The organism is Mangrovibacterium diazotrophicum, from assembly GCF_003610535.1.
Taxonomy (GTDB): domain Bacteria; phylum Bacteroidota; class Bacteroidia; order Bacteroidales; family Prolixibacteraceae; genus Mangrovibacterium; species Mangrovibacterium diazotrophicum.
Window position 1 is genome coordinate 12,826 of sequence record NZ_RAPN01000002.1, and the last position, 19,003, is coordinate 31,828.

General features: G+C 46.6%; 13 protein-coding genes. 3 read left to right on the forward strand and 10 right to left on the reverse strand.

The window, feature by feature from the left end; all coding sequences use genetic code 11:
* Positions 1-31: 31 nt before the first annotated feature.
* The 10 genes from BC643_RS16315 to BC643_RS16360 all read right to left on the reverse strand — a co-directional run bounded on the left by BC643_RS16315 (position 32) and on the right by BC643_RS16360 (position 15,009).
* Positions 32-889 carry a sugar phosphate isomerase/epimerase family protein gene (locus BC643_RS16315; protein ID WP_245995005.1) on the reverse strand — a complete coding sequence of 286 codons (858 nt, stop codon included), beginning with the start codon at positions 887-889 and terminating at the stop codon, positions 32-34.
* Positions 886-1,644 (reverse strand): 3-keto-disaccharide hydrolase, encoded by a 759-nt coding sequence (locus BC643_RS16320; RefSeq protein WP_120274348.1) that lies wholly within the window; start codon positions 1,642-1,644, stop codon positions 886-888. Before BC643_RS16320 ends, BC643_RS16315 begins: the two co-directional genes overlap by 4 nt.
* Before the next feature lie 153 nt (positions 1,645-1,797).
* Positions 1,798-3,288 carry a Gfo/Idh/MocA family oxidoreductase gene (locus BC643_RS16325; protein WP_120274349.1) on the reverse strand — a complete coding sequence of 497 codons (1,491 nt, stop codon included), beginning with the start codon at positions 3,286-3,288 and terminating at the stop codon, positions 1,798-1,800.
* 73 nt (positions 3,289-3,361) lie between these two features.
* The gene (locus BC643_RS16330; protein WP_120274350.1) at positions 3,362-4,924 is read right to left on the reverse strand and encodes a Gfo/Idh/MocA family protein; all 1,563 of its coding nucleotides are present in this window, start codon (positions 4,922-4,924) and stop codon (positions 3,362-3,364) included.
* An 8-nt stretch (positions 4,925-4,932) separates the two neighbouring features.
* Positions 4,933-5,418 (reverse strand): DoxX family membrane protein, encoded by a 486-nt coding sequence (locus tag BC643_RS16335; RefSeq protein ID WP_120274351.1) that lies wholly within the window; start codon positions 5,416-5,418, stop codon positions 4,933-4,935.
* Between the two features lie 389 nt (positions 5,419-5,807).
* On the reverse strand, positions 5,808-8,066 hold the full coding sequence (locus BC643_RS16340) for a GH92 family glycosyl hydrolase (RefSeq protein WP_120274352.1): 2,259 nt from the start codon (positions 8,064-8,066) through the stop codon (positions 5,808-5,810).
* Between the two features lie 97 nt (positions 8,067-8,163).
* A complete protein-coding gene (locus BC643_RS16345) occupies positions 8,164-9,729 on the reverse strand; it encodes a RagB/SusD family nutrient uptake outer membrane protein (RefSeq protein ID WP_120274353.1) in 1,566 nt (521 codons plus the stop codon).
* Between the two features lie 22 nt (positions 9,730-9,751).
* Entirely contained in the window at positions 9,752-13,138 is a 3,387-nt protein-coding gene (locus BC643_RS16350; RefSeq protein WP_211338122.1) for a TonB-dependent receptor, read from the reverse strand.
* A 134-nt stretch (positions 13,139-13,272) separates the two neighbouring features.
* A complete protein-coding gene (locus BC643_RS16355; protein WP_120274354.1) occupies positions 13,273-14,334 on the reverse strand; it encodes a FecR family protein in 1,062 nt (353 codons plus the stop codon).
* A gap of 120 nt (positions 14,335-14,454) precedes the next feature.
* On the reverse strand, positions 14,455-15,009 hold the full coding sequence (locus tag BC643_RS16360) for an RNA polymerase sigma-70 factor (RefSeq protein ID WP_147377251.1): 555 nt from the start codon (positions 15,007-15,009) through the stop codon (positions 14,455-14,457).
* 351 nt (positions 15,010-15,360) lie between these two features.
* On the opposite strand from BC643_RS16360, the gene BC643_RS16365 reads away from it, so the two are divergent.
* The 3 genes from BC643_RS16365 (at position 15,361) to BC643_RS16375 (ending at position 18,961) form a co-directional block, all read left to right on the forward strand.
* A complete protein-coding gene (locus BC643_RS16365) occupies positions 15,361-16,902 on the forward strand; it encodes a TolB family protein (protein ID WP_120274356.1) in 1,542 nt (513 codons plus the stop codon).
* A gap of 162 nt (positions 16,903-17,064) precedes the next feature.
* Positions 17,065-18,435, forward strand: a complete 1,371-nt coding sequence (locus tag BC643_RS16370; RefSeq protein ID WP_120274357.1) for a voltage-gated chloride channel family protein — start codon at positions 17,065-17,067, stop codon at positions 18,433-18,435.
* A complete protein-coding gene (locus BC643_RS16375) occupies positions 18,425-18,961 on the forward strand; it encodes a GNAT family N-acetyltransferase (protein ID WP_120274358.1) in 537 nt (178 codons plus the stop codon). The genes BC643_RS16370 and BC643_RS16375 overlap by 11 nt, the downstream gene beginning before the upstream one ends.
* Positions 18,962-19,003 lie beyond the last annotated feature (42 nt).

A 19,003-nucleotide genomic window follows, 5' to 3' on the forward strand; every position in this document is an offset into this window, starting at 1 on the left:
TTCACCAATTAATCTATCGATCAGTCTTGAATCAGTGGGTATATTCCGCCTGATTCAGAAAATCATAACTCATACGAACACTTTCCAACGGGTCGTAATTGTAGCGCTCCACCTCAACAATGTAGTTTTTCATCCCCGATTGCGCAGCCGCGTCAAACAGGGGCTTGAAATCCATGGTGGCATCGGTGCCTCCCAGCTCGGTTTCATCCTTCACATGGTACAGTTCGAATCGCCCCGGGTATTGCTTGAAATAGTCCAGCGCCTCTTTACCACCGGCTTTAATCCAGTATAAATCCAGCTCGAACATCACCTTGTTGGGATCGGTGTTTTCCACCAGGTAATTGTAGAAGGTATGACCATCCAGCTCGGTTTCGAACTCGTGCGCATGGTTGTGGTAGCCAAAACGGATTCCCGCGGCGTTGCACTTTTCGCCAATGGCGTTGTAATAGTCACAGTACATTTGCAGGGTGTCCAGGCTACGGTAGGCTTCGGCGCCCATCGAGGGTTTCACAATCCATTCGGCTCCGGCCGCTTTATGCGCCGCAATGCAGGCATCCCACCAGGCCATGGCATCGTTCCACTCCCCGTCTTTGGGCAGGTTGATACCGGTGTGAGATCCTTTCATAGTCATCCCGTTCTTTTCGAGCAGGGCTTTAAAATCGGCAGGCTCCATCCCGTAGAATTGGCCGTCGTTGTAACCGGCAGCTTCCACAAATGTATAGCCCATCTGCCCGAGCTTCTCGATCGTACCGGGCACGTCACTTTTCAGCGCATCGCGCACCGACCAAAGCTGAATGCCAATCTGCTTCTTTTCCGCTTTTTTCTGACAGGAAGCCATCGTTCCGCTAACTGCAAGCATCAGTAAAACAAAGGTCAGTTGCCGGATCATAATTCGCGGATTTTAATGTTGCGGAACCAAACGTCGTCGCCGTGATCCTGCAAACCAATATATCCTTCTTCGGCTGTGTTAATGAAATCGGGCCAGTTGGCGAATTTGCTGTCGGCACACATGGCTTTCCAATCGTCGGTCCACAAGTGGTATTCCACAACGTTTTCACCATTTTGATTATGAATGACGGTGCCTTTGTAAACGGTGATCAGCACTTTGTTCCACTCGCCGGCAGGTTTCGCATTTTGTGGTTTCGCCGGAATCAGGTCGTACAGCGATCCTGCTTTGCGGTTACCATCTTTCCCCAGCTTGGCATCCGGGTGACGGTCGTTATCCAGAATCTGCATTTCAGGTGACGATTCGTAAATCGGTGCTCCGGGCACACTGTCGTTACCGCACTTTTCCTGGGCCAGGTAGAAGATACCACTGTTACCGCCTTCTGAAACCTTCCATTCGAGCGATAATTCAAAGTTCTTGTATTTCTTCATGCTGATGATATCGCCACCATCGTGAGCACCGGCTTCACCGCGCCCCGAGCCTTGAATGTGAATGGTTCCGTCCTCAACGCTCCATGCACCGGGAACGACGTCTTTACAGTAGCCGCGCCAGCTGTCCATTGTTTGGCCATCGAACAACAGCACCCAGCCGTCTTCTTTTTCTTTTTTGGTTAATTGGTTGGGACCTACACTTTCGGTGCAGGATGAAAGTAAAATAACAGCTGCTCCGCACGCAGCCCATGTCGCTAATTTATTCATTGATGTTTGATTTAGATTTTAGATATCAGATTTTTAGATACTAGATATTAGAAAATTAGAATTGGGCAAAAAAGCTTGAACCCGTAACTCGTAACACAAAGCTCCTTGCTCTCTGCTCCTAGCTCTCTGCTCTTCGCCCTCTGCCCTCTGCCACTACGCCGGCATGTCCGGTAATGACCAAGGTGCGCGGTAGGTGTGCTTAATCAGCTCTGTCGCGAACGCTTTTGCCGAAATCGGATCAGTCCATGTTTTGTCAAAGGTTGGGTGACCATCGTGAATTTTGAATCCATCTCTTACTACTGTTTTAATGGTTTCATCATCCTTCAGGTTCGTGAATGTCATGTTCTCACCATCCCATTCCAATGGTTTGTTCAGGCTTTGCAGGCGAACTGCTAAAACACCCATCACTACCATTTCGTTGAATGGACCGGCTTCGCTGAAATCGGACGCTGTTTTTATGCGGCTGTCGGCACTTTCTTTACAAGCGCGTACCCAATCCATTTCGTGACTCAGTTCAACACGACGACGGAACTTCGGCGCATTCGGCACACGCCCTGACAACAACCAGGGATCTTTTCCGTAGCAACCGCAAATCAGCTTGTCTTTGGTACCGTGGAAGATCACACCACCACCGGCATCATTCATATCCCGTCCGGCAGGCCATCCGTCGGGCAACATCGGTTTAATACCTCCGTCGTACCAATGCACGTCTACCTCCGGCAATTTAATTTTCATTTTCTTTTTCGGCGAGCGAGCCGGGAAGGTCAGTTTCACCGACTGAGCAACAGGAGCACAATCATTCAGCAGTAAAGTTGAATTTCCCTGCGCAAGGGTTGGATAGCCCAGGTCGAGCCCAACAAACACCGGATGCAGAATATGACAGGCCATATCGCCCAGTGCACCTGTGCCGTAATCCCACCAGCCGCGCCAGTTCCAGGGGTGATAAATCTCGTTGTACGGACGCATTTTGGCCGGTCCAACAAACAAGTCCCAATCCAGGGTTTCGGGAACCCACTGTCCGTTCTCCGGTGTGTTCAATCCTTGTGGCCAGATTGGTCGGTCGGTAAACGCTTCCACTTTGGTCACCTCACCAATTTCGCCGTTAGCCAGCCATTCGGTCGTCAGGTTTACGCCTTCTCCCGACGAACCCTGGTTACCCATCGAGGTGGCAACGTTGTACTTGGCAGCCAGCTTGGTTAACAGGCGCGATTCATAAACCGTGTGCGTCAATGGCTTTTGCAGGTAGACATGTTTGCCCATTGCAATGGCATGTGCTGCCGTAATTGCGTGGGTGTGGTCGGCTGTGGCAATAACAACTCCGTCGATTGAGTTGCCCAACTTATCGTACATTTCGCGCCAGTCTTTGAACTTCTCTGCTTTTGGGAAGTGGTCGAAACAGCCTTTCGCATATTTCCAATCCACATCGCACAAACCGATGATGTTCTCCGCTTCCATATTTTTTAGGTTAGCAAAGCCCATCCCGCCGACACCCACACCGACGATATTTAATTTATCACTGGGAGCTTTGTGCCCCAAACCGGCGATAACATGGCTGGGTAAAATCGTAATCCCCGCCGCGGCAACAGCAGTGCGTCCTAAAAACTGACGTCGGCTAAAGCCGCTCGATTTCTTGTTTTCACTCATGGATTAATTCGTTTAATTGGTTAATAATGAAGTTTCTATTTTATGTTTTAGATATTTAGTTTGAATCGAAGTATCAAACGATTTTCTCGTTCTCTGCGTCCCAGAAAACTTTTCTGTTCTCGCGCAGGGCAATGGTTGCCATGTGTGCCGTAACCGCTTCCTCGAAAGCCTGGTCAATGTTACAGCTGGGTTGCTCACCGCTGCGGATACAATTCAACCATTCGCGGATATGCAGGTGTGTGGTGTCCACCCGCTTGCCCTGTACATAAGTGTAGAGCAAACCGCGGCTGGCAAAATACTGCTCGGTTGCCGAAGTCACGGCATCCACATTCGACTTCCCGGGAACATAAGTAATCATCGGTTTGTCCGACGATACCACGCCCGACTGCAACTGCTCGCGGTATCGGGTCGACCGACTATCGGGCGTCACCGTCAAGCTGTTTTCCATTTCCATACTGGCGTCGTGCCCCATGATGACTTTCCCTCGAAAACGCTCGCTGGCCAGCGATGCACTATAGAGGAAGGTCAAATCGCGATCCGGATATTCCATTACCGACTGAAAAACGTCGGGTACTTCACGCCCATCCTTGTAGAAATAGACGCCTCCTGAAGCCACTGCTGAATGCGGAATTCCGAGCTTCAAAACCTGGTTCAATGCATCGTACTCGTGCGTGAGTAGGTCGCCCGACAAGCCGGTTCCGTAGTCCCACCAGCAACGCCAGCGGAAAAAGCGTTCGAGGCTGAAGGGGTGCGAATCCGTTGGCTCGGTAAACTGCTCCCAATCAATTGTCTCCGGGCTTCCCTTCGGGTGAATATCGTACACCCAGGCTCCGTTCGGATCATTCCGGTTGGTACACACTTCAATGAGTGTAATCTTGCCCAGAATATTCTTGTCGATAATTTCTTTGGCTTTGTTATAGCTGGCGGTTTGTCGTCCCTGGTGTCCCAGCTGCATGATAATGCCGCTCTCCTTCACGGCTCGTCGAACGTCGAAAGCTTCTTCAACGGTTCTTGTCAAGCCTTTTTCAACGTAAACATGCTTACCGGCTTTGGCTGCATCTACCACCATTCGGGCATGCCAGTGGTCGGGCGTGGCAATGATAACGGCATCCACGTCGTCGGCATTAATTAGCTCGGTGTAACGGCGATAGCGTTTTGCTGATAATTTCATTTCACCGTCAACACCGTTGCGCCCCGTGTTAGCAGCTGCTGCCAATGCATTTTCGGCGTGCACATCAAACAGATCGCAAACGGCAGTAATGACAATGTTCAGATCTTCCTGTTCCTGGTATTCTGCATAGCGGCGATCGTTTGCATTTGCAGCCGCTCCACGCTTCCAGTCATCAATCAACTCAGGACGAGCAAAGCCGGCAGCGCGCATAAGCTGCTCTCCGCGAATTCCATAACCAATGATCCCCACCCGGATGGTTTTACCATCAGATTTTGTCGGTGCAACAGCGGGATGTTCGTCAAAATTCAATCCCAACTCCTGGGCAATCGAGCTTTGCCGTAGTCGCTCGGCATTCCATTTACGAAACATGCCGTAACCAAAGGCGCCCAAAGCAGGCAGTGTCGCAAAGCCTTTCAAAAGGTCTCTCCTGGAAAAACCTTTTCCGTCATTTGTTTGGTTGTCCATAGCTTTGCTTACTTTTTGGGGCGGTTAAACAATAGGCGATCCAATCCGATCCGGCGACCGGTGGGATACACCAGCAAAATGAGTAACAGGAAAACAAAAATGAGGTTCTTATTGACCCACATAGCACTTTCGCCGGATGGCAGCATGTAAGAAGCGTTGATTAGTGCCGGGTGTGACAGGAAATACAAGAAGATGACGATAATTCCGGACAGGGTTGCCACCCGGGTAAACAAACCGAGAACCAGGCCCAGCCCGATAGCGATTAGTCCGTAAACATTTAGAAAATTGACAATGCTTAAACTGGTTGGACTGGCAGCCAGTGAGTGAAAGAAAGAAGCGAACATTCCCTGCGAATCCATCAGGAAGGCGTAGGCCGACCAGGACGGATTCATCAATTTGATGATGCCTTCGTAGAGGCAGTACCAGCCAATCAAAACTCGTGAACTGACCAAAATTGCCAGTTGCCATTTCGAATAAATAATTTCTGATTTCATTGGTTTAATTTATAGTTGCGTTGGTTTAGGTCATTCTACCTGTAATACAAAATACACTGCTAAAACTCTACCGAGAACCAGCCTGTTCTAAAACATCAACTCCAATTTCCCCAACAATCGACAGGACAATCTATGGTCGGGCTTAATCCTTATACTGATTCATTCTTTTTGAAAATAGTTTTATCGTAGTAACGGGGAAACTTTCTTAAGTCTGTAAGTTAAACAATTACTGGTTGAATGAAAATATGTTGCACAGGATACGCGTGCGAAATCGCAGGGTATTCCCGAATCTAAAGGGAAATGAAGATATGCAGTGCAGCGCCCTCTAAACTGAAAATATTCGATACAAACCGTCTGGCTGCATATCTTCATTATCCCGATTATTGTTCTTACATGGCGCTTTTCGGACGACTTTCAGCAGCCGCTCCAAAATCCTTATTCGGTTGACTGCCCATGACAAATTCCAACTTACCACCGGCCATTATTTCGTTATAACTGATATAAGTTTTGTCGTACGGTTCTCCATTTAGCTTAACCGACTGAATGTAGATATTTTGGTCGCTGTTATTCGCCGCCTCAACGGTAAATGTTTTGTTTTGAGGCAGCGCAATAGTCGCGCGTTCAAACAACGGACTGCCAAATACAAAAATGCCGTTTGACGGATTGACCTGGTAAAAGCCCAAAGCCGATGTGATGTACCAGGCCGACATTTGCCCACAGTCTTCGTTACCGATTACCCCATCGGGCTTAGTGGTGTAGAAATTCTTTTCGACAAAGCGAACTTTCTCGGCCGACTTCCACTGCTGACCGGCGTAAGGATAGTAGTAACAAAACGGATGGCTCGGCTCGTTACCATGCGCGTACTGGCCGATCAATCCGCTGATGTCCGGCGGAGCCGCTTCTCCCATGTCGCCTTCTGCAACAAACAGCGAATCCAGCTTCGACACAAAGTTGTCATCTCCGCCCATGAGCTCAATCATTAATTCGGGGCACTGCGGATTGGCGAAGGTATACTGCCAGCCTGTACCTTCCGTAAAATCGCGTGACTCGAACGGCCTGTAATCCGCACGCCAGCTTCCATCTGCTATTTTCGGACGTATAAACTGGATGTCCTTGTCAAAATAATCCTTGTAAGCTTCGCCCCTTTTGATGAATGTGTTGTATTCGCTGTCTTTGCCCATTTTATTGGCCATCAATGCAGTGCCCCAATCATCAGCCGCATATTCCAGTGCAACAGAAGTTGCTTCGTGCACCTGATCCGAAGGAATAAAGCCCATTGCCATTAGCTCACTCACTCCTTTTTGCTTGTCGTAAGTAGCCGATGAAATCATATCCGTCAAAGCCCGATCTGCGTCGAAACCAGTAAAGCCTTTCAGGTACGCATCGGCAATAATCGGAACAGCGCTGTAGCCCGGCATACATTCCGTTTCGCCACCATTCAACGGCCAAATTGGTAGTTTCCCCTGTTGGTCGTAGATACTTAAAAATGAATTGACAAAATCGTCAACCATATTGGGTTTGATGATGGTAAACAGCGGATTCAAAGTCCGGTAGGTGTCCCAAAGCGAGAAACACGAATAATTTGTCCAATCTGCTTTATAGATCTTGTCATCGTGTCCGCGGAATTCGCCGTTCACATCACAATACAACTGCGGAGCCATACACGTGTGATACATCGAGGTGTAAAAGATCTCCCGATCGGAGGCATTATCCGTTTTGATATTGATTTGCGCCAGCTGCTCGTTCCATTTATCGACCGCTTGCTGATGAACCGCATCAAAGTCCCAGCCTTTCATTTCGGCATCCATATTCTCCTGTGCATTTTTACAACTAACCGACGAAATGGCGACTTTCAACAAAACATCGTCAACATCACCTTTCAAGCTAATCACACATTTGGCACCCGAATCAGCCGACTTTGTCTCGATCTCATTTTGGCCGACGTAATTGTCGTTGTCATAAACCAGTACCGAGTCTATCGATTGGTTTGTTCGCAGGATAAAAAAGACTTTGCGTGTTGGACTCCATCCATGCGCAAACCGGTAACCTTCGATTGTATATTCATCTGTTTTTTTCGCATAGGTTGCAAAAGCACGCGAATCATTACCTTCTTTCAAATTCAATAAAATGTGTTTCTCTTCACCTGCCGGGAAAGCGTAGTGATGCAGTGCTGTGCGCTCCGTCGCTGTTAACTCGGCATTGATTCCGTTACTCATTTTGATGGCATAATAGCCGGGAGAAACCGTCTCCTGATCGTGCGTATAATAAACAGAACACGAACCATCAATATTTTCCTGTGTTCCCCGCTCAGTTCGAATATCGCCTAGGTAAGGCATCACTAAAATATCGCCCAAATCAGAGCATCCAGTTCCGCTTAAATGGGTATGACTGAACCCGATCAGGATGCTGTCGGAATAATGGTATCCCGAACACCAGTCCCATCCTTTGAAGATATTTTGTGGTCCCACCTGCACCATTCCAAACGGTACATTGGCTCCCACAAACACATGGCCGTGGCCACCGGAACCGATGAAAGGATTCACATAATCTGTATAATCTACCTGTTTGACCTCAGGGGCAGTCTGGCAGGAAGAAAAAGCCACGATCCCACCGAATAAACAGGCCAAAAAAAGTTTGTTTAATTTCATTTGATTCTATTTTACCTTGTTCTCCCGAACATTACTTCATATTTATTCAGAAAGAGCCCCAGTGGATTGCTGAGGCTCTTCTGTTACAAGTTAAACTCTATTTACTGGCGTAGCCGTCATTCTGCACAAGATTGGGGTTACGCTGCAATTCGCTCAATGAAATCGGGAAAACCAGGTCGGTTTGCTTAAAGGTTGCACCGGCTGCATTTGATGCACCGATCAAATCCACATAGCTCACAACTCCAGCTTCAGTTTCCGAGATTACCGGGAATTTCATCGTCCGCACACAATCGTCCCAAATCTTGAATTCCAACGGGAATTCGCGGATTCGTTCTGTCCAGCATGTTTCAATGAAGTCGCTTTGAGAAAGCGCTTGCAATTCTGTTTTAATCTCAGCAACTGTTTTTCCTTCGGTGTTTGCGCGGGCTTGCACCTGTGCCAGGTATTCAGCGGCATCGCTGGTTACACCATCAGTTTGAGCAATCGACTCGGCATAATCCAGGTAGGCTTCTGCCAGGCGGTAGAAATTCCAGTCCTTGGTTCCTTTACCGGTCGACAACAGCGCGTCTTCATCGTAGTAATACCAGCATCCTGCCTGTCCTTCGGGCGCGGTCCAGGTTTTACCATTGTCAGGGTTCGTGTAATCCCAATGGAAGAACTGATTAGGCTGAATGCGCAAATCGGTTGATTCATAAACATTCAGGAACTGGTCGATTGGACCGTAAACCCGTTCGAAGATGGAATAGGTTCCGAAGATAGCTGTTGCCGAAGACGAGAAGCAATAAGTTGGCCACCAGCTGCTGGTACTGATACTGGCATCATATTCCTGGCAATAAATCACCTCATCCAAATCGTCGGTCGAACGCAGAATGTTGTAAGCACTACTGCTGGTCATATCGGTGTTCTCTGTTAATGAATGCGGTGAGTCAACAACTATTTTGGCATAGGTCTTTGCATTCGCATAGTCACCCTGGTGGAAATAAACATCAGTCAGCACCATTGCTGCAACGTATTTGGAAATACGATGGCCATTCGATGCAAACATTTCGGCAGGCAGTACACTGATCGCATCCTGAAGATCTGTTTCGATCTGTTGATAAACAGTCGCTGCAGCCGTTCTTTCCGGATAAAGATTATCCAATGTCGTTGGCTCAAGCAGCAAAGGCACGTCACCAAAAGTTTTGACCAGGAAGAAATAGTTGAAGGCGCGGAAGAACTTGGCTTCAGCTGTCAACTGTTCCGAAGTACTTGACTCCATTGTGATACTTGGAATGCTGGCGATTGCCGTATTTGCCACGTTGATCGCATTGTAGCAGTTGTCCCAAATGTCATCAGATGTGTCGGAGATCTCATTGGTATGGTCCTGGCGAGTCAGCAAACGTGAATATTTGCAGACCACTTCCTGTCCTTCATAGCTGTTACTGAAATAACCGGTCAGCATTCCGGTAATTGAAACTTTCGGGCCAATGTAAGCACTAGATGCATAGGAGATCCGTCGTGGCGCTCCGTTCCGGTACAAATAATTTACGTTGGCTGTTGCCTGTGCTTCGGTTGTATAATAATCAACATCCGTTATCGATGATTTTGGACTTTCTTCCAGAAACTTGTCACACGAGGTCAAACACAGAAGTCCCACTGATAAGAGTAATATTATCTTTTTCATGCTAGTTTTCATTTTTAGGTGATTAGAATGTTACGTTTACTCCCAGTGTCCAGGTTCTGGCTCGAGGATAAGCAAAGAATGTCATATTCTGTCCGAATTTATTGGTCGTTCCCTGTGAAGTCGATTCAGGATCGTAACCGTTGAATTCATCTGAACAGATCAGGAAGGCGTTGTTTACACTGGCATATAAACGGAAGGCAGAAATCCCCATGGATTCACATTTCACTTTCGGAATATTGTACCCCAACTGAATCAGGTTGGCTCTCAAATACGAACCGTCGGCAATCCAGCCTGAGTCCACAGTGGTATTCTGGCCGGCATGTCCTGAATTACACAGGTAAATTGCCTGTTCCATCGTATTCGGATTTGTGCCGTCGTAGGCGTCGTACAAAATGTTTGACAAACCATTGGTGATTCCGAAGCGGTCGTAGGTTGAGTGATAGAACTGCTGCATGGTTTCAACTCCCCAAACAAACTGCAGGTCAATCGTTAGGTCGAAGTTTTTATAAGCGAAGTTATTTATAAAGCTACCGGTCCAATCGGGCATCCCTTTACCGATAATTTCTTTTTCTGTAGTTCGTTTCGCACGACCAACCTGGCTCAGCTCAGCTTCGCCGGCTTCATAATCTTCGATTGTATAAACGCCGAGTCTTTTGTAACCATAGAAACTACTCAGGTTTTCGCCGACGCGCAAAACGCTTTCCGAACCACCAACCCAGCCGTTCAGCTCAATATCCTCATCGTTTTCACCCAAATGAAGTATTTTGTTCTTGTTGAAGTTCAGGTTCAACGTCGTATTCCAGCGGAAATCCTCTGTTCTTACCGGAGTGGCGTCAATCATCACATCAAGCCCCTGGTTTTGCACCGATCCGATATTTTTATAGATGGAGCTAAAGCCTGAAGATGTTGGGAGCGGTGTTTCGAGCAACAGATCAGTTGTCTTTTTGTGGTAATAGGAAATATCGAAGTTCAAGCGGTTTTCAAACAACCCCAAGTCGAAACCGAAATCCCACTGTGCTGTTTTTTCCCATTTCAAGTCGGGGTTTGCCATTGAACTGATGTAAGAATAAGCTGCACGCGAACCATCGAGCAACAAAGTACCCGAACTTACCGAAGCCAGTGACTGATAAGGATCAATCTCCGAGTTACCGGTGATCCCGTAGCTGGTATGCAGCTTCAAATTACTCACCAAATCGTCGTCTTTCAGGAAATCTTCCTGCGAAACGTTCCAGGCCAAACCAGCCGACGGGAAGAAGGCGTATTTGTTGTTTGCACCAAACTTGGAAGAACCGTCATAACGGCCTGTTACAGTTGCCGAATACTTATCGTTGTAGGTATAGGCGAAACGAAGGAAGTAAGAGTTCATCGCCCACTTGTTGTAATCAGATGATGGTGAAGAAGGCGTTGTTCCTGCTCCCATGTTGTACCATTCAAAGAAGTCATCGCTGAAACCTTCGGTGTAGGACGAATCAAAGTTGTAAGTCCGCTCCTGCCAGGAAAGACCTGCCATTGCATTCAAGCGGTGCAAACCAAATACCTTGTTATAAGTCAGGTAGGTTTCCTCTTGCCAGTAGAAGGTATTCGTATGCTGCAGGCTAGCCCAACCGTTCGGCATGGAAATGTTATTCAACGAAACAGAAGAGTAGCCTCTGTAGGTTTTGTTTTGATTATCGACACCAAACTGTGTTTTCAAATCCAGTCCTTCCATCAAATGAAAAGTCAAAGCGGCATTTCCGAAGATCTGCGTGTTGTAGTTCATCCGTTTTTGCAAATCAAGGATCATAGCAGGATTCGACATTCCTTCAAAACCAAAGGTATCCGACATGGTCGAGCTGGAAGAAGTTGTATAGTCGCCGTTGGCATCACGAACCGGCAACCAGGGTAACATTTCAATCATGGTGCGTCTGGCTTCCTGGCCGCCACCGGTCTCCGGCGTATAACGGCCCCAGGAGTGATTCACCATCACGTTGATCGCTGTTGACAACCATTCAGTTGGAGTTGCATCGAACGATACTTTGGCATTCAAACGTTTGGTGTAAGTGTTATTCACCACTCCTTCCAAATCGGTGTAATTCAGAAATGCACCTGTCGATGAGGTTGCACCAGCCTGCTGAATACTCAGTTGGTGGTTTTGAGAGAACGCTGTGCGTGTGGCTTCTTTTTGCCAATCGGTATCATAAAGTGGATTACCCGAAGCATCGAAATAATTCCGGTCGGTAAACCAGTCTGTGCGGTCGAGCGACCAATCGTAGCCCATGTAGGTATTTTCGTTTTCCAAACCTTGCATAAACGCATCGGTCCATTCCTGAGCATTCAACACATCCATGTAGCGTGCAACAGTGCTGACACTCGCCGATCCCTGGTAACTGATGGTCGTTCCTTCGCCACCTTTTTTACCACGTTTTGTTGTTACGATAATTACACCGTTTGCACCACGGGCACCATAAATAGCAGCAGCGGAAGCATCTTTCAAAACCTCGATGCTTTCAATGTCGTTGGGGTTCGCCAATCCAAAGTTTTCCATCACTACACCGTCCACAACGTACAGCGGGTCTGACTTGGAGTTGATAGTCGATAAACCACGGATAACAACGCGGCTTTGATATGCGCCCGGTTGTCCGGAGTTGGAATAAATATTCACACCCGAAACTTTACCTCTCAGGTTATCGAGCGCGCTGAAGTTTTGACTTTTTACCAGTTCGGAACCTTTAGCCTGCGAAATTGAACCGGTCACATCCTGCTTACGCATTGTTCCGTAACCAATGGCTACAACCTCTTCAATGCCGATTGTTTCTTCCGCTAAAGTCACGTTAATATTCGATTTACCGGCAACGATTACTTCTTCGGATCTCATCCCTACGAATGAAAACACCAAAGTGGCATCACTGGGAACATTGTCCAAAGTGTAGTCACCTTGACCATCAGTTATCGTACCGATTGTGGTTCCTTTTATAATCACCGTCACACCAGGCAAAGGCGCTCCGCCTGTATCGACCACCCGGCCTTTGACAGTCAGATTAGCGGCAACAGCGTTTTCAGCAACCGAGCTGGACAAAGTAATGATCCGGTTTGTTTTTTTGAATTCGACGTTTGTTCCGGCAAACAAAGTTTTCAAGACATCGTCAACCTCTTTGTTGTCGGAAGTGATGGATACTTTTCGTTCGACGTCGACAAGCTTCTCGCTGTACATGAAGCTGTACCCGGTCAAATCTTCTATTTGAGAAAGAACTTCCTTCACAGATACGTTCTTAAGATTCAAATTTACCGTAGTGGTTTGTGAGTAGGACTGGTTTGCCGTAACAGCAAAACAGGAAAGGAGAATAAAGAAGGCTGTTAGTTTCATAACTCGGAAATAAGCAGTTACGATGGGAACATAGCATTCCCATCCGGTGCAATCATTTTTTTTCATACTTTTACAATGTTATAGTTAGAATTTGCCCTGTACCTGGCCGTTCAGGGTAGATTTTTAAACTCATTAGGGAAATGTAGCAGCATTTCCCTTTTGCATTTAGGCTGTTACATAAGCATGCGTTTTTAGTTGGTTTATCGTTTATTTATCGTGATTGTTTGTTTTGAGAAACTGCCATCGGGCAACTTGATTCTTGGTGAAATTCGATAACGAATTGGCGTAATTTCCTTCATCAGTTCCAGAATTTGGGAGAGCGGTTCATCAATAAAAGTTACCGTGTAAGTCAGATCCCGCAGATCATCATCAACCACAAAATCAACATTGAATTTACGTCCCAACCGATCGACTACTTCTTCGATGTCCGAATTCTCAAACATCAGGAGCCCATCTTTCCACCCGATATATTTCCCGGTGTTTCCGATCGTGCTTTCAATTTTTCCCGAGTTGATAAAATACTCGACATGCTGTCCCGGCTTCATGGCTCCCAATTGTTTCGCACTTCCCTGCCCGGTTGCATGCTCCAGCTCAACTTTCCCTTCCACGAGCGTCGTCGAAACGACATTCTGACCGGGATAAGCCTGAACATTGAACTTGGTCCCCAGTACTTTCACATTTAAACCATTGGCCTCAACAATGAAAGGCTTCTCCGGATTATGAGCCACTTCGAAAAAGCCCTCACCTTTTAATTTCAGCTCTCTCTTCTTTCCAGTGAAAATTCGGGGATAGGAAATCTTACTGCCATAATTCAGATGAACGGTCGTTCCATCGGAAAGCTTAACTGTGGTTATCGAACCAACTGGCGCCGAAACCTCAACGGAATCCACCATCATATCAGCCAAACTACTGGGTTGCTTTACCTGATTGTAAACGGTGTAACACAAGATTGATAAAACAGGAATAAAAAGTATGGCAGCAGCTTTCGTCGCCCAACCAATAAAGCGTGACACGTTGCGCGTCCTGGCCACGCGCTGCGTTTTGTTAAGCTTACTATGGATGTTGTCAAGAAGGCGATTGAATTTCAGATTTTCGTCTGCACCAAATTCTATATCGGGTAAATCGAAGCTTTTCCAATCTTCATAAACCAATTTCTCCTTTTCGTCGGCTGAGTCAAACTTGCTCAACCAATTCTTCACTTGCTCCAATTCCTCCGGGGAACATTGGTCGTTTAGGAATTTATCCAACAGTTCTTTCGTCATATTAGTCAGTTATCATCTACCAAGGAAACTATTAAGCATTAAAAAGGATTCTTTCCTTCGGTAAATCGACAGTAATACGCCTAAGCCGACAAAAGGGACTAACTGAAACCTAACTTTTTTTCAAAAAAATAAATGGAGAAATAAAACACAGATCATCAAACCATTATCTAGATTCGACCGCAGATATTTAAGCGCAGACACCAAATGATTTTTAACTGTGTTGGATGAAAGACTCAGCCGGACGGCAATTTCGTCATGCGATAAACCCTCTTCCCTGCTTAACCGAAATATTTCCTGCTGGCGAGGTGTCAATTCTGCGATAAGCTGATTTACCCGCTCGTTTAGTTCGTGGAATTGAACCTCATTCACGACCTCGGGCGCATTTTGAGTTTCCTGTATTGATGCCAGATGATCCAGGTATTTCTTTTCGCTCACCCGCTTCCGAATAAGGCTGATGGTGGAATTGTATGCGATGGTAAACAGAAAAGATTCGAAGGAGGAAAAGACATTGATTCGTTCCCGGTTTTCCCAGACTTTTATAAACACTTCCTGCACAATCTCTTCAGCGTCTTCGTCTGATTTGACATAGCGAATAACAAAATAGTACAGCCGTTTGCAATACCGATTGTAAATCGTATCGAAAGCTTGCATGTCTCCATTCTTCAGGAGCGTCAACTGATTTCTATTTAACTCTAAATCGACCAATAGTTAGCAATATGTCGTCCTCAAATATATCGTTTTGAAAAAAAACGTAAAACGATTTCCTCCCTTTTTATATAAATATGCCCTAGGAAATACTCACTCATATGTTGTGAAAAATGAAAAATAAAAGTGAAGTGTGACTGTGTTCGTTAACGTAAATCCTCTGGTTCGTCATTTTCAATCTGTAAAAAAATCAGCCATAGTCGATCCGAAATTCTCTTCCCGACAAACAAAAGGTTTTCGTTAAGCAGCTTCAATATTGAAACAGAATAACTAAATTAGGATTTCCTAAACTCAACCGATCAATCTTCATTTTAAATACTTATGAATCATTTCCACACATCCCGAATTCATTCATTCTTCTCTATTCTCATCATAATATCAAGCCTGTTTGTTATGCTCAACTCCTGCGAAAACAAGAAAGAAGTTCGTATCGGACAATTTCAAATTCAATCGGATATCGGCTATCCGAAAATGAAAGGAAGCGCTGCGTTCGATTCAATCAGCGGCGAATACCGTATCCAAGGTGCCGGCGAAAACATTTGGTTCGACAAAGATCAATTCCAGTTTATCTCGAAAAGGATCAGCGGTGATTTCATTCTGACTGCCCGGGTAAAATTTACAGGCGAAGGTGAAAACGAACATCGAAAAATAGGAATGATGGCCCGGGAGGAACTGTTCGGTGGAGCGGCACATGTGAGCGCTGTTGTTCATGGCGATGGCCTCGCAGCCTTGCAATATCGCCCGGAACGAAACAGTGATACCCAGGAAATCCGGGCCAATGTTTCAGTTCCAAACATGATCCGACTGGAGCGACAGGGACAGCGCTTTATTTTTTCGATGGCAGTGGAGGGAGAAGCCATGCAATCTGTTGAACTTGATGGATCTCAGCTGTCCCCGGAAGTCTATCTAGGGCTTTTTGTGTGTTCGCACGACGAAGATGTGTTGGAAGAGGCCATTTTCGACAATGTACGACTGACTATCCCCGCGCCCGATGACTTCGTTCCTTACCAGGACTACATTGGCAGCCAAATCGAAATTTTGGATTTTGAAAGTGGCAAACTGAATATCATTTTTAGTTCTTCGAAATCGCTGCAAGCCCCGAACTGGTCACCCGATGGAAAATCATTGTACTACAACAGCGATGGCAAGATCTTCAAGCTCAACCTGGCAGATAACAGCTCGACCGAAATCAATACCGGTTTTGCCCAGAATAACAACAACGACCACGTTCTGTCATTAGATGGCCTGCTGCTCGGGATTAGTGATCATACCGAAGATCCGAACCACGCTTCGCTGATTTATACCCTCCCTGCTGAAGGTGGAACTCCCGAGCGATTAACCAACGAAAGTCCCTCCTATTTGCATGGCTTTTCACCCGATAAACAATTTGCCGTTTTCACGGGAGGCCGGAACAACGCGGAGCAACTGGATTTATACAAAATTGACCTGGAGACCAAGGAAGAAATTCAGCTAACTGACTCAGAAGGATTAGACGACGGATCGGAATATTCGGCCGATGGAGAATTCATTTATTTCTGCTCGACACGAACCGGTACCATGCAGGTCTATCGCATGAAACCGGACGGCACAGAACAGACGCAGCTCACTTTCGACGATTTCAATGATTGGTTTCCGCATGTGTCGCCCGATGGAAGCCAACTGGTGTTTATTTCGTATCCGAAAGAAATCGCGGCCGACGATCACCCCTTCTACAAACGGGTAACCATTCGTACGATGGCTTCCACTGGCGGGGATCCGAAAGTAATCGCCTACCTCTACGGAGGACAAGGTTCGATGAATGTTTTCAACTGGTCGCCCGACGGCAAGAAGATTGCGTTTGTGAGCAACACGGTCATTGAATGACCCGCGGTCACCCGGATCTTTGTTTATTTTGCATTAAAAAACGAGCACAATAACTGGTGGGCTTTTTCGAGACAGTCCATTTCAGCTTTTTTAAAATAACTTTAACGACTCTTGTGATCGATTCCGATTTTTGCGCCTGGAATCATTTATGAATTGACAATTATGCCACTGAAGATTAAAAGACATCTCGACCAGTTTTACATTCTGAAATATGTGATCAAATGGTTTCTGCTCACGCTTCCCGTTGCACTGATCTCGGGTAGCCTGGTTGCCATTTTTCTTTACCTGCTCCAATTAGCTACCGAAACGCGTTGGCAACAGGGCTGGCTGCTTTATTTTCTTCCGTTGGCGGGTGTGGCGATTGTCGCTCTTTACCGATTTAAAGGTAAAAATGCAGAAGCCGGCAATAACCTGGTGGTCGACGAAATTCACAAGCCCGGTGGTGGTATCCCGGCACGCATGGCTCCATTTGTATTGATTACCACAGTTGCCACCCACCTTTTTGGTGGTTCGGCCGGCCGAGAAGGTACAGCCGTGCAAATCGGTGGTAGTATGGCCGCCTTTGTCGGAAAGATGCTGAAACTGGATAAGGACGATTTACGAATTCTCCTCATTTCAGGGGTGGCTGCAGGTTTTGGTGCTGTTTTCGGGACACCAATCGCCGGAGCAATTTTTGCACTGGAGGTGCTGGCTTTCGGCAAAATAAAGTATGATGCTCTTTTCCCCGCACTTTCGGCTTCGCTGATGGCAGATATTGTTTGTTCGTCGTTTGGCATCACCCACACACACTACCACGTCAACTTTCACGACCATGTGCAATCGAGCTTCTCGTTTATGCATTTCGACCTGAAACTGATTTTCTTCGTCATTATTGCAGCCATCTTTTTCGGACTGGCAGGAAACGCTTTTGCCTACCTGACACACGAAATCAAAGACCTGGCCAACAAATATATCAAACGGAAATTGCTGATTCCAGCAGTTGGAGGACTTGTTGTAATTGCCATGACCTTCCTTCTGGGCACCCGCGACTACCTGGGTATTGGTGTCACCACGGCCGATGGAACCGGCGTTAGTTTAGTCAACGCTTTTAAAGCGGATGGCGTGGACTTGCTCAGCTGGTTTTGGAAACTGGTTTTCACTGCCGTAACTTTAGGTACGGGTTTTAAAGGAGGTGAAGTGACGCCTTTGTTTTTCATTGGAGCTACACTGGGTAACACCATCGCTACGCTAACCGGAAACCCAGTCGATCTGTTTGCGGCACTCGGTTTTATTGCCGTGTTTGCCGGCGCTACCAACACGCCAATGGCCTGTACGCTAATGGGAGTTGAATTATTTGGGGGAGAACATATTCTGTACTACGCTATTGCCTGTTTTATTGCCTACTATTTCTCCGGAAATTCGGGCATTTACTCTTCGCAACGTTTGGGCGTTTCCAAAGGGGTATTCGATTATCAAACCGAGACCAACCAAACGCTGAAACAAATTTGGGAAACCAAAAAGAAAAAAGGCAAACACAACGATCATGAAAGTTAAAGTCAGGCAAGAAACCGAAGCCGATTACGATGCTGTTTTTAAACTGACAGAGGAAGCTTTTCGTTCGCTGGATATCAGCGATCACCGCGAACAGTTTTTGGTTCAGCGCCTAAGGCATTCTGATTCTTTTATCCCTGAATTGTCGATGGTTGCCTGCCTGAATGACGGCACTGTTGTCGGCCATATTTTACTAACCGCGATTAAAATCGTAGAAGATAAAGGGCTCGTGCATCACGCGTTGACTCTCGCCCCAGTCTCTGTTCTGCCCGAATACCAAAATCAGAATATTGGCAGCCAGCTGATTGTGGCCGCACAAAACAAAGCGCTGGAAATGGGCTACAAAGCGATTGTGCTGGTTGGGCACGAGAAATATTACCCCCGCTTTGGCTACGAGCTTTGCAGCAAACACAACATCAAATTACCATTCGACGCACCTGCGGTGAATTGTATGGTGATGGAAATTATTCCCTTTGCCTTAAACGAAATTAAAGGCACGGTCCAATACGATCCGGCATTCTTCGAATAAAAAAAGGCTCTCGTTATGGGAGAGCCTGTCTTGTTAATTATT

Bases quoted from the DNA above. Each gene is read 5' to 3' on its own strand.
- BC643_RS16315 (WP_245995005.1), bottom strand. From the start codon at position 889: ATGATCCGGCAACTGACCTTTGTTTTACTGATGCTTGCAGTTAGCGGA.
- BC643_RS16320 (WP_120274348.1), bottom strand. From the start codon at position 1,644: ATGAATAAATTAGCGACATGGGCTGCGTGCGGAGCAGCTGTTATTTTA.
- BC643_RS16325 (WP_120274349.1), bottom strand. From the start codon at position 3,288: ATGAGTGAAAACAAGAAATCGAGCGGCTTTAGCCGACGTCAGTTTTTA.
- BC643_RS16330 (WP_120274350.1), bottom strand. From the start codon at position 4,924: ATGGACAACCAAACAAATGACGGAAAAGGTTTTTCCAGGAGAGACCTT.
- BC643_RS16335 (WP_120274351.1), bottom strand. From the start codon at position 5,418: ATGAAATCAGAAATTATTTATTCGAAATGGCAACTGGCAATTTTGGTC.
- BC643_RS16340 (WP_120274352.1), bottom strand. From the start codon at position 8,066: ATGAAATTAAACAAACTTTTTTTGGCCTGTTTATTCGGTGGGATCGTG.
- BC643_RS16345 (WP_120274353.1), bottom strand. From the start codon at position 9,729: ATGAAAAAGATAATATTACTCTTATCAGTGGGACTTCTGTGTTTGACC.
- BC643_RS16350 (WP_211338122.1), bottom strand. From the start codon at position 13,138: ATGAAAAAAAATGATTGCACCGGATGGGAATGCTATGTTCCCATCGTA.
- BC643_RS16355 (WP_120274354.1), bottom strand. From the start codon at position 14,334: ATGACGAAAGAACTGTTGGATAAATTCCTAAACGACCAATGTTCCCCG.
- BC643_RS16365 (WP_120274356.1), top strand. From the start codon at position 15,361: ATGAATCATTTCCACACATCCCGAATTCATTCATTCTTCTCTATTCTC.
- BC643_RS16370 (WP_120274357.1), top strand. From the start codon at position 17,065: ATGCCACTGAAGATTAAAAGACATCTCGACCAGTTTTACATTCTGAAA.
- BC643_RS16375 (WP_120274358.1), top strand. From the start codon at position 18,425: ATGAAAGTTAAAGTCAGGCAAGAAACCGAAGCCGATTACGATGCTGTT.